Here is a 10811-nt window from a genome sequence, read left to right as displayed (position 1 = left end):
TCCCGCGTGGCGTCGATGCCTGAGACGCCAACAGCGCCTGAACCTCGGCGAACGTATCGGCATCGATGATCGGCAGGTGCTCACCTTCATAGACATTTTGCCGTTCACCCATCACTCGCAATGTCCCAAAAGCGGACCGTCGGCTTTGTCAAACACGACGTCAGCACGAGTGGATTTCGAGCCGTCCCGGTCTCAATCTAGATCCACGCATGCCGAAGGTCGTGGCGCCAGTAGACCTCGCCGAGGTCCAGTTGCAGGGCGTAGGCGGCCGCCAGCGAGAGCGCAGGGTAATGACCCATGCACTTTGTCGGCGCCATAGACGGAGACGCCGATATGCGAGACGTCGTTTAGCTCGTCCTGGCCGATCAGTTCCACGACTACCCAAACGTATCGACTGGGCAGCTTCACAGATCGCGAGGCCTCTACCGCCGATTGAACTATCCTGCTCGCCCGGGATGCCGAAAGCGTTATTGGCATGCGCCCTCAATGACTCCGTACCCGTCGAACTTGGGTTCTTCCGCTTCCACGCCTCCCAATTCCCGCGGGTGACGTCTACTGGAACCACCGGCTTGTCAGCCATGTTGGATAGCATTGCCTCGGCCATATGGTCGTTCCAAGCCTCCAAGCTCGAGCCGCGGCTCGTTCGGGAGCGCGGCGCGGACCCTGCGGTGTTCGACCTGGGATAGCTTGGGTATGGTCAGCGCCGTGTGCTTGACCTTGTCGAAGTCGACGCGATTGCGACGAGGTCTGCGGCCGCCGAAGAATTCGCTGGTCCCACCGATCGGGATCGCAGGCTTGACGTACGTCCTGCCCTCCCAGTCGAACACCACATCCGTCTGCGCCTCCTTGCCGGCGAACTCCCCGTGCTCGGCGCTGACGGCAGCCTTCTTCTTCCTGGTGCCGGAATCGCCGCGCTGGCTGGCATCGGTCGGCCGCACCATGATGGCCGAGGAAGCTTGCCGGCGTTTCGAGGCCTCGGCTGGAATAATATCTGCGCCGACCCGCGAGTTGCCGGCGCTCGAGCGCGCCCGTGATGGTGCACAAGGGATTTCACGTCAGCGATTCCCTGCTGGTCGCGGGACTGACGATGTTCGGGCCGGCGCTCGGGATCTCGGCGGCAGCGTCCTTCATCGACAAGATTCCGCGGCGACGGATGCTCCTTGCCTGTGCCGCCACGATGATGGTGACGGGCCTCGGCTTCGCAACCGGTACCGCCCTGCTGCCGCTGATCGCAGCCGGCGTGGCGTTCAATCTCGCCAGCGCCGTCTACAGTGTCGTGCTCGGGCTCTATGCAGCCGAATTGTTGCCAACGCATCTGCGGGCCTCCGCGACTGCCGGAGCCTGGGGATTGGGCCGATGGTGTCGGCGCTGGTGCCGATCGTGCTGCTGCCGCTGCTTGGCGGCTACGGCGCGCTGGCGATGTTCACCGTCATCTCTGCGGCGCTGTTGGCCAGCCTCGCCCTGATCCGGGTCGCGGCCCCGCCGGGGCGGGAGCGCATGCCGGTCGAATAACGCAGCCCCATTGCGCGCCTCATGTCCAGAAAGCTCCGTTCAAGCCGAACGGCTTTCTGGACCGGATCGAGCCGCCATTCGTCAAGCGGATCGGCCACTGAACCCTTTCTTGACAAGGGCCTACTTGACGGGCTCGGCGTTGCACCAGTCGTAGATGCTCAACGCCATGACCTTGATCGAGGTGATGTAATCGTCGATCGACACATATTCGTCGTTGGCGTGCATGATTGCGGTGGAGCCGGGGCCGAAGATCACCGTCGGCGTATTGCCGTAGCTGTTCAGGAAGCGCGTGTCGGCGGCGCCCTGCCGTCCGGTAATCACCGGCTGCTTGCCGGTCACTTCCGTGTAGGTGCGGCACACCGTCTGGACGATGGCGTGATCGACCTGGATCTCCGAGGCTTCCGCGTCGTAGCCGACGAAGCGCACGACCGGCGGATGATCCTTCATCCAGGGGTCGGCGGCGGCCGCTGCCGCGATCTTGTCGACCAAGCTCTGCTTGACGCCCTCGTGGTCTTCGCCGGGCACCGTGCCGATGCTGCCCTTGAGCCGTGCCGTCGCCGGAAACGCGCTCGGGTAGTTGCCCGCTTCGAAGCTGCCGATGATGCAGGGCAGCGAATCCAGCGCGTTGGGATAGAGCGGATGCTTGATGGTGGCGACGCGGTGGTCTTCCAGTTCCTGCACCGCCTGCGCGATCTTGTTGCCAAGCTCGATGCCGCTGATGCCCAGATAACGCTGCTGGATGCCGGCTGCCTTGCCCTGAATATCGATCTGGAACCAGATACGACCGATGCAGGCCGGCTGCACGGCAAGGTCGCTGGTCTCGCCGGAAATGCCGGCGTCGGCGCTATAGCCGCGAATGACGGTGTCGAGCGTGCCGTGGCCGGAGACCTCCTCGTCGATGACGACGTTGATCATGACGTCGCCCTTCGGCGTCAGGCCGAGTTCCTTGAGATACTGCACGGCCAGGATGTGGCTGGCGACACCGCTTTTCATGTCGCAGGAACCGCGGCCGTAGATACGGCCGTTCTCGATTTTCGCCGACCAGGGATTATCGCTCCAGCCTTCGCCGTTGCCGACCGGGATGACGTCGGTGTGCCCGTTGAGAAGCAGCGAACGCCCGCCGCCCGTGCCTTTCAGCGTGGCGACGATGTTGGGGCGGCCCTCATAGCCGCGATCGACCGGCCGGTAGCCGGGGTGCTTCTTCAGCTCTTCCCAGTCCGTGTCCCACATGTCGACGTCGAGGCCGATCTTGTTCATGTAGCCGGAGACGAACTTCTGAATAGCGGCTTCGTCGCCGGTAACGCTTGGAATGGCGACCATTTCCTGAAGAAAAGTGATTGCCTGGTCCCGGCTCTGGTCAATTTTCTCGACTATCTTCTGGCGGTTAAGGTCGCTCATGGAGCGGGTCTCCGAATTCCTGCTGTTGGTATTGGCGTGCGTGCCTGAAAAGCACGCACGCGACGTAGTATCCCCTTGGCTCAAAGAGCTTTGAGGCGGGGAATGATCTCGCGTGCGATCGTTTCCACCTGATCGGCCTGGTACTTGTAGGGAACGAAAATGATCTTCTGGACGCCGGCGTCGATATGCTCGCGCAGCTGTTCCACGCATTCGTCCACGGTGCCCATGATCGCGCTTTCACGGCTGCAATCGCTGTGCTCGGGGAAGTCCCACTCGGTGTTGAGCCACTGCATCATGTCGTCGCGAACGGCGTCCTTCGACTTGCCGACCATGATCGGCAGCTGCGAGGCGTTGAGCATCGTATCCGGGTCCTTGCCAGCGGCCTTGGCGTAGCCGAGGATCTTGGTCCAGGACTTCTTGAAGTCTTCGGCACGGTAGAAATAGGTGAGCCAGCCGTCGCCGCCCTCTGCCGCGCGCTGGAGCACGCGCTCGACATAGCCGCCGATCAGGATCGGGATTGGGGACTGCGCGGGCTTGGGATACATCACCGCCTTGGAGATCTTGTGGTTCATGTATTCACCGGACACCATCTCTTCGGACCACAGGCGGTGCATGATCTCGAGGTTTTCGTCCATCAGCTTGCCGCGCTTTTCGAAGGGGATGCCGACGGCGTCGAACTCGCGCTTGTACCAGCCGGATGCCATGCCCATGACGAGGCGGCCCGCCGACAGCTGGTCCATGCTCGACAACTGCTTGGCCAGTGCAACCGGATTACGCAGCGGCAGGACGAGAATGCCGGTGCCCATCTTGATGCGGGTAGTGCGCGCGGCAATACCCGTCAGCACCGTCAGGGAATCGATGATCGGAAAGTTGGGATCGACGCCGAGCAGCATGTGATCCCACACCCAGACGGAATCATAGCCGAGTTCTTCGACGCGAACGCCGTATTCGACCAGCTTCCTGGCGTCGGGCATCTCGGGAAATGCGGTAAAATTTCGAGCGGCAATGCCGAAAGTCTTGCTCAATTTTGTCATGTAAATACCTCCAGGTGCAATTGGATCAGGCTGTAAACAGGCGCTCGGGGTCGAGCTCCCGCAACAGCTCGAGTTCTTGATCGGTAGGCGGTGCAGTAACGGCGACCTGCGCGTCGAAGATCAGGTCGAAGCCGGTGTTGTCCTGGACCTGATCGCGGGTAACGCCGGGGTTGAGGGCCAGCACCTTCATGTGGCGCGTTTCGTCATCGAAGCCGAAGACGGCGAGTTCGGTGATGACGCGGTACATGCCGCCCATCGGCAGGCCGCTTTCGGCGCGGCTGTTGCCGCCGCGGATGAAGCCGGGGCTGGTGATGAAATCGACGTTCTTCACGAACCGCCGCTTCTCGTGCTTCATGGCGACGATCATGTTGGTGAGACTTGAGATATCGTTGCCGCCACCGGTTCCGGGAAGCCGCGTCTTGGGCGCTGCCGGGTCACCGATGTAGGACGAATTCAAATTGCCCCACTGGTCGATCTGGGCACCGCCCATGAAGCCGATGTCGACATAGCCGCGTTGCAGCAACAACAGCACCTCGGCGCTGCCGAGCACCATGTTGGCCCGTTTCGTGCAGCGCTGGTCGTTGGTGGAAGGCGGCAGCTTGCCCGGCTCGACGAACGCGCCGACGACGCCGCCCTCGAACAGGATGGTAAGGCCGGGACAGCGCAGGCGCTGGGCAAGCGTGGCAGCCAGCAGCGGCGTGCCGACGCCGGCGAACACGACCTGGCCGTCGCGCAACTGGCGGGCGCTCAGGATCGCCAGGATCTCGGCTGCGGTATAGCGCGGCGTATCAGTCATTATAGATGCTCCGGCCCCTTTGGCTTGCCTCGAGAAGTTCGTCCATGCCGATCAAGGAAAGGTATTCGTTCCAGGATTCCGGCGCGTAGAAATAGCGCTCCAGATATTCGCGCATGCCTTCGACCGGGTTGGAATTGACCTGCTTCACATAGGCTTCCATGTGCTTCATCATCGGCTCGTAGAGGCCGTAGCATTCATGCGGAGCCGAGCCGTAAGGCACCTCGACAACCGCATCGACGCAGAAGAACGGGATCTTCGTCTGGTCCGGCGAACGGCGGATCTGGTCGTTGGAGACGATGCGCTCCGTCGTCATGATGACCTTGTTGGCGGCCATGGCCAGGTCGATGTCCATGAACTGCAGGCCGTCGATCTGGGCGTTGCCATAGGCATCGCAGCGCTGGACGTGGATCAGCGCGACGTCCGGATTGAGCGCCGGCACCAGAAGCAGCTGCTCGCCGGTGAAGGGACAATCGATCTGCTTGGCCTCCGGCCGCTGCTTCAGGACGCCGGAGCCGAGCATGGCGCGCATCGGCATGAACGGAACGCCCATGGCGCCGGCGCGGAACCGCATGCCGACCGCCATATGGCTCCACTCGTCATAGCGCTTGCCCTGCGTCTCGACATGGTGGCGCATTACCTTGGACAGGCCCCACAGAATGCCCTGTGCGAACCAGCTGGTGAGGATATGGTCCGACACACCGGAACCGAACAGCAGGTCGCCGTCGGTCGAGACGATGCAGCGCGAGCAGGACAGGTCCTTGCGGCGCTGGCGGATAAGCTCCCAGATCAGCGCCATCGGCGTGCGCGACATCGTCGAGCCGCCGATGCCGACCTTCATGCCGTCCTGGACGAAGGAAGCAGCTTCGGAGAGCGATACGACTTTTTCGCGCAAACTCCTGTCGCGCCGGGACATCTTCTCCCTGAGTACCTTGTAAGGTTCCACCTCGGCTTCGAGCACGCAATTCTCCTTCATTGGCGACAAGCCCTACTTTGTCATCTGGCGCGAGACCGACCCGGTCCGGGTCGGTCGGACCTTACTCCGTTTCGGTCCGCTTCGATTGAATTAGACCTATCATACTGATGTTAGTAAAACCAGCGCATATTGCAAGATTCTACCGCCCAGGCCGGCGGGCGATCCCAAAAAGACTCCCAGAAATTTCAGATGGCCAGAAATTTCAAGCGGGTTGGAGATCTGCCGTCTCGGTACGGCTTTCCTGGTTGGTGTAAGCGGGTTCGGGCTGCCGCTTCGGCGCGTCGCCGTAAAGCGTGGTGCGCTGGCGGGGCAGCCGACCGGCCGCATGGATGATTTCCTCCATCCGCTGCGGCGTCATCTCCTGCCCGTAGCTCGCACCTGCCGAGCGCGAGATGCTCTCGTCCATCAGCGTGCCGCCGAGATCGTTGACGCCGGCCTCGAGGCAATGCCGCACGCCGGCCGGCCCGAGCTTCACCCACGACGCCTGGATGTTGGTGATGTGCGGATGGAGCGCGAGCCGGGCGATTGCATGCATCAGGATCGATTCGCGGAAAGTCGGGCCGGGGCGCGACTTGCCCTTCAGATAGATGGGCGCCTCCATGTGAACGAAGGGCAAAGGCACGAATTCGGTAAACCCGCCGGTCTCTATCTGAAGATCGCGCACGCGGATCAGGTGCCGTGCCCAATGCTCGTAGCGGTCGATATGGCCGAACATGATGGTGGCGGTCGAGCGGAACCCGACGGCGTGGGCATCGCGCATCACGTCGAGCCATTCGCCGGTGTTGATCTTGTCCGCGCACAAAAGCGCGCGCACCTCGTCGTCGAGGATTTCGGCGGCGGTTCCTGGTAGCGTATCGAGGCCGGCCGCCTTCAGTTGCCGCAGAAAGTCGATCACCGGAATGCCGAGCGTCTTTGCGCCCTGCCAGACCTCGAGCGGCGAGAAGGCATGCATGTGCATGGCCGGCACGCTGCCTTTGACGGCCGCGCAGAGTTCGAGATATTTCTGGCCGGTATAGGAAGGATGGATGCCGCCTTGCATGCAGACTTCCGTCGCGCCGCGCTGCCAGGCCTCGCCGACCCGCTCCGCCACCTCCGCCATCTCCAGATCATAGGGCCGCCCGCGCAGATTCTCGCTGAGCTTGCCCTTGGAGAAGGCGCAGAACTGGCATTTGAAGTAGCAGATGTTGGTGTAGTTGATGTTGCGGGTAATGACGTAGCTGACGGTGTTGCCGTTGACCTTGCGCCGCAAATCGTCGGCCGCGCGGCACACGGCGGCAAACTCTTGCCCACGGGTCTTGAACAGCCGCACGATCTCGGTTTCGGACAGCGCTTGCGCACCGGCCGCCTTGTCGAGGATTGCCTGCAACGCGCTCTTGCCCGAAGCTATAGCCGGCGCCTTGAGCAGCGCGACATCGGCCGCCGGCAACGGGTCGTTCCGGCCGGGGCACCAATTGTCCGTGCGCGGCCATCCGTCGCCATCGACGAAATTATAGAACGGCGTGCGCACCTTGGCATCGACCCAGCGCAAGGCATGGCGGGCGAAGGCCGGATAGATCGCCAGCCGCTCGACAAGGGTCTTGCCGGCGGTCTTGGTGGCGGCTTCGAGTTCCTTGAGATGCGGCCAGGGGGCCTCGGGATTGACGTGGTCGGGCGTCACCGGCGAGACACCGCCCCAGTCGTTGATGCCGGCGTCAACGAGTTGGGTCAGCACGCCGGGGCTGAGATTGGGCGGCGCCTGGATGTTCATTTCCGGCTCGAACAAAAGCCGCGCCACGGCGATCGTCCAGAGGTGGTCCTCGAGCGACGGCGCTTCGACATGGGCCATGCGGGTGCCGGGCTTCGGCCGGAAATTCTGGACGATGATCTCCTGGATATGACCGTGCGCATCGTTGAGGTCGCGCAAGGCAAGCAGCGCATCGATGCGCTCGGCGCGCGTCTCGCCGATGCCGATGAGAATGCCGGAGGTGAACGGGATGGCATGCTTGCCGGCGCGCTCGATCGTGTCGAGGCGCGCGGCGGGCACCTTGTCCGGTGAGCCGTGATGGGCCTGCCCCCTGGCGAGCAGTCGCTCGGAAGTGCTTTCCAGCATGATGCCCTGCGAGACCGACACACGGCGAAGCGCTTCAAGATCTTCGTCCGCCAACAGCCCCGGATTGACATGCGGCAACAGGCCGGTTTCGCGCAGCACCATCGCGGCCATTTCGACGAGGTAGGACAGCGTCGTCTCGTGGCCGAGTTCGGCAAGTTCCGTGCGCGCCTGGCTGTAGCGAAGCTCGGGCTTGTCACCAAGGGTAAACAGCGCCTCCTTGCAGCCGGCCTCCTTGCCGGCCTTGGCGATTGCCAGCACCGCTTCGCGGTTCAGGAAGGCCTTCTCGCCCTTTTTCGGCGGGTGCGCGAAGGTACAATAATGGCAGACGTCGCGGCACAGTTGCGTCAGCGGGATGAAAACCTTGCGCGAATAAGACACGGCATCGCCATGCGCGGCGTCGCGGCGCGCGGCGGCGGCGGCGATCAGCGGCGACAGGTCCACCATGTCGACGAGGCCGAGGGCTTCTTCACGCGTGAGGCGTTGTTCCGGCGCGAACCCGGCAAGGTTAAACGAAGCGCTCATGGCAATGATACCTCCTTGATGGATCCGACTTGCGCAGGCAACCCCGTTTGGACGAAGCGTCCAAACTGGGCGCGCGTGCGCTTTGCAGGTCCCTTGCAGTCGTGGAAATCGAGATCGGCGGCGGTGTCGATGTCGTGGCCGGCACCATTCAGCGACAGGATTTGCGGTTCGATGCCGAGCGCGCGCGCCGCAGCAACATGGCGGGCGAAGCTGTCCCGGCCGAAAGCGGGCGCCAGCAGCGTCGGCGGCGAAACCGCCAGAATATTGGTGCCGCCGTCGCGCGTGGCGGGCACGACGACCACCGGGCTGTAGCGCATCGCAGCAAGGACCGCCGCGAATTCCGCCGGCGTGACGAAGGGGATGTCGGCCGGCACAACGATCACGCCTGCCCTGCCCTCGGCGTCGAGATGGCGCATGCCGTGCAGCACCGCCTCGTTCAGGTTCCCCACGGGCAGGCCCGCCTCGGCGGGGTCGGCAAGGACCGTCGCGCCGCAGGAGGTCGCAATCGAGGTCGCGTCGGCATCGGCGGTGACGACAAGGATGCCCGCCAGCGTCTCGACGCGCCCGAGTGCGGCGAGCACGTCGCACAGCATCGCGCGGGCCAGCGCCTTGCGCTCCACCGGGTCGAGAACGCCCGACAGGCGCGATTTCGAGTGCTGCAGCCGCTTAATGGGGACCAGCGCCCAGATGCCTTGCCTGCTGGCGGAAGCCGTCTTCACTGGATGGCCCTTGTCTTGGCTGGATGGGCAGCAATTTCATCGGCGAAGGCCAGCACCGCGCGGGCCAGGTTTTCGCGGTCGTCGTCGCTTTTCATCAGGGTCGGCGCGACATGGACAAGGCCGCCGATGGTGTCGCGCTCGGCGGCGTCCACATGGTCGATGACCAGGCCGTGCAGCAGGCCGCTATAGTGCTGGGCGATGGCGCGCGAGGTGGCGGGGATGCCAAGCTCCGCCATGATCTTCGTCGTCGGCCCTTTGACCGCCGCGCCGCCAATGATCGGCGATACCGCGACGACCGGCGCTTTCACGCGTTCAAGCAGGGACCTGATACCGGGCGCGGCGAGGATCGGATCAATGCTGAGAAAGGGGTTTGACGGACAGATGATGACGGCACGCAGATCGGGCGCCTGAAGTGCTTCCAGAACGTGCGCCGAAGGCCGGGCCTTCTCCTTGCCTTCGAAAACGATGCCGTTGATTTGCGGCTCGCAGCGGCGCTCCACGAAATAGCGCTGGAACGGCAGATAGCCTTCGGAGGTTGCCACCATGGTGCGAACGGGATCGTCGCACATCGGCAGGATACGGGCGGCGATGCCATGGCTTTGAGCCGCCTCGTGCGTGAAATCGGTCAGCGTATGGCCCGAGCGCAGGCGATGCGTGCGCTGGACATGCAGGGCAAGGTCGCGATCCCCCAGCCGAAACCACGTCTCGCCGCCCAGATGGCCGAGCGCCTCCATGAAATTCCAGCTTTCGTCGGCGCGGCCCCAGCCCAATTCCTTGTTGGCGATGCCGCCAAGCGTATAAAGCACGGTATCGAGGTCGGGCGAGACCAGCAGGCCGAGATGCTCGAAATCGTCCCCGGTGTTGACCACGACCGTCAGTTCAGAGCCAAGCACGCGAGCCAGACCCGCCGCCAGCTTGGCGCCGCCGACACCGCCGCACAGGGCGACGACCCGGCCGCCGTCCTTGCCGGAAATCGGTTGCTTTTCCACGTCGGGCTTCATCGGAACATGTCCCTCTCGCGGTTGCGGATCAACGCCGATGCGCCCCGGTCGGGCGCGGCGACGCTGAAGCCACGCACCAGAACCGCGGGAAGCCCCTCGGCCGCCTGGCCCATCAGCAAGGATGCCGCCGAAGCAAGCTCGTCGGCAATCGCGATTTCGGTGATCCTCAGCTTTCTTCCGAACAGATCCTCGGTCCCGGCGCGATCGACCAGCGAAGCAACGCCCGCCGCCCCCAGCGCGACACCGACGACGCCGTTGCGCCAAGGCCGCCCGAAACTGTCGTTGATGACGACGCCGATCCGCGCGCCGAACGCCTCGTCCAGCCGGCGCTTCAATTCACGCGCCGAACCGTCGGGGTCACGCGGCAACAGCAGGACGCGATTGCCGCTTTCGCCATGGTTGATGTTGGATTCGTCAATGCCGGCATTGGCCATGACGAAGCCGAGCTTGTGGGCGACCACCATGACGTGCTCGCCGACCTTGACAATTTCTTCCGCTTCGGAAAGCACCACCTCGACATGGCGAGGGTCCTTTCCAAGCTTCGCGGCCAGTTCCCGCGCCTGTTCGGAAGGTTTTACCCCGTCGAGGTCGACATAGAGCCCTTCAGCCTTCGAGACGATCTTCTGGGCGACGACGACGATATCGCCGTCGACCAGTTCGAGACCGTTCTTGCGCAGGGCTTCAACCAGCAGGCGGGCAAGATCGTCACCCGGCTCGACAAGCGGAAAGCCCGACAGGGCAAACAGGGAAACGGGCGCGGCGGGCAT

Annotated in this window: 10 protein-coding genes and 1 pseudogene; 2 read left to right on the top strand and 9 right to left on the bottom strand. The window is 63.6% G+C overall.

The window, feature by feature from the left end; all coding sequences use genetic code 11:
* Positions 1–572 precede the first annotated feature (572 nt).
* A complete protein-coding gene (locus ACX3P0_RS18195; protein WP_459090640.1) occupies positions 573–941 on the bottom strand; it encodes a hypothetical protein in 369 nt (122 codons plus the stop codon).
* A gap of 92 nt (positions 942–1033) precedes the next feature.
* Between ACX3P0_RS18195 and ACX3P0_RS18190 the strand changes: the two are divergent.
* Together ACX3P0_RS18190 and ACX3P0_RS18185 are read left to right on the top strand one after the other, a co-directional pair.
* Positions 1034–1330: pseudogene (locus ACX3P0_RS18190) on the top strand (MFS transporter); the annotation flags it as partial.
* Positions 1331–1356: 26 nt separating this feature from the next.
* Complete coding sequence (locus ACX3P0_RS18185) at positions 1357–1512, top strand: hypothetical protein (protein ID WP_459090650.1); 156 nt, start codon at positions 1357–1359, stop codon at positions 1510–1512.
* A gap of 120 nt (positions 1513–1632) precedes the next feature.
* Here the strand turns inward: ACX3P0_RS18185 and ACX3P0_RS18180 are convergent, their stop codons facing one another.
* From ACX3P0_RS18180 to cofE, 8 genes are all read right to left on the bottom strand, one after another.
* Positions 1633–2910 carry an ArgE/DapE family deacylase gene (locus ACX3P0_RS18180; RefSeq protein ID WP_459090638.1) on the bottom strand — a complete coding sequence of 426 codons (1278 nt, stop codon included), beginning with the start codon at positions 2908–2910 and terminating at the stop codon, positions 1633–1635.
* 80 nt (positions 2911–2990) lie between these two features.
* Positions 2991–3944 (bottom strand): LLM class flavin-dependent oxidoreductase, encoded by a 954-nt coding sequence (locus ACX3P0_RS18175; RefSeq protein ID WP_459090636.1) that lies wholly within the window; start codon positions 3942–3944, stop codon positions 2991–2993.
* Between the two features lie 25 nt (positions 3945–3969).
* Positions 3970–4740, bottom strand: coding sequence for a CoA-transferase subunit beta (locus ACX3P0_RS18170; RefSeq protein WP_459090634.1), 771 nt, complete (start codon positions 4738–4740; stop codon positions 3970–3972).
* Positions 4733–5653, bottom strand: a complete 921-nt coding sequence (locus ACX3P0_RS18165) for a CoA transferase subunit A (protein WP_459090648.1) — start codon at positions 5651–5653, stop codon at positions 4733–4735. Before ACX3P0_RS18165 ends, ACX3P0_RS18170 begins: the two co-directional genes overlap by 8 nt.
* A 262-nt stretch (positions 5654–5915) precedes the next feature.
* Positions 5916–8324: a 5-amino-6-(D-ribitylamino)uracil--L-tyrosine 4-hydroxyphenyl transferase CofH gene (gene cofH / locus ACX3P0_RS18160; protein ID WP_459090632.1), complete on the bottom strand. Its 2409-nt coding sequence runs from the start codon at positions 8322–8324 to the stop codon at positions 5916–5918.
* On the bottom strand, positions 8321–9043 hold the full coding sequence (gene cofC, locus ACX3P0_RS18155; protein WP_459090630.1) for a 2-phospho-L-lactate guanylyltransferase: 723 nt from the start codon (positions 9041–9043) through the stop codon (positions 8321–8323). Before cofC ends, cofH begins: the two co-directional genes overlap by 4 nt.
* Positions 9040–10044: a 2-phospho-L-lactate transferase gene (cofD, locus tag ACX3P0_RS18150; RefSeq protein WP_459090628.1), complete on the bottom strand. Its 1005-nt coding sequence runs from the start codon at positions 10042–10044 to the stop codon at positions 9040–9042. The genes cofC and cofD overlap by 4 nt, the downstream gene beginning before the upstream one ends.
* On the bottom strand, positions 10041–10811 hold the full coding sequence (gene cofE, locus ACX3P0_RS18145) for a coenzyme F420-0:L-glutamate ligase (protein WP_459090626.1): 771 nt from the start codon (positions 10809–10811) through the stop codon (positions 10041–10043). The genes cofD and cofE overlap by 4 nt, the downstream gene beginning before the upstream one ends.

This window comes from Mesorhizobium sp. A556, assembly GCF_054489545.1.
This window is presented reverse-complemented; position numbering and strand designations above follow the sequence as displayed.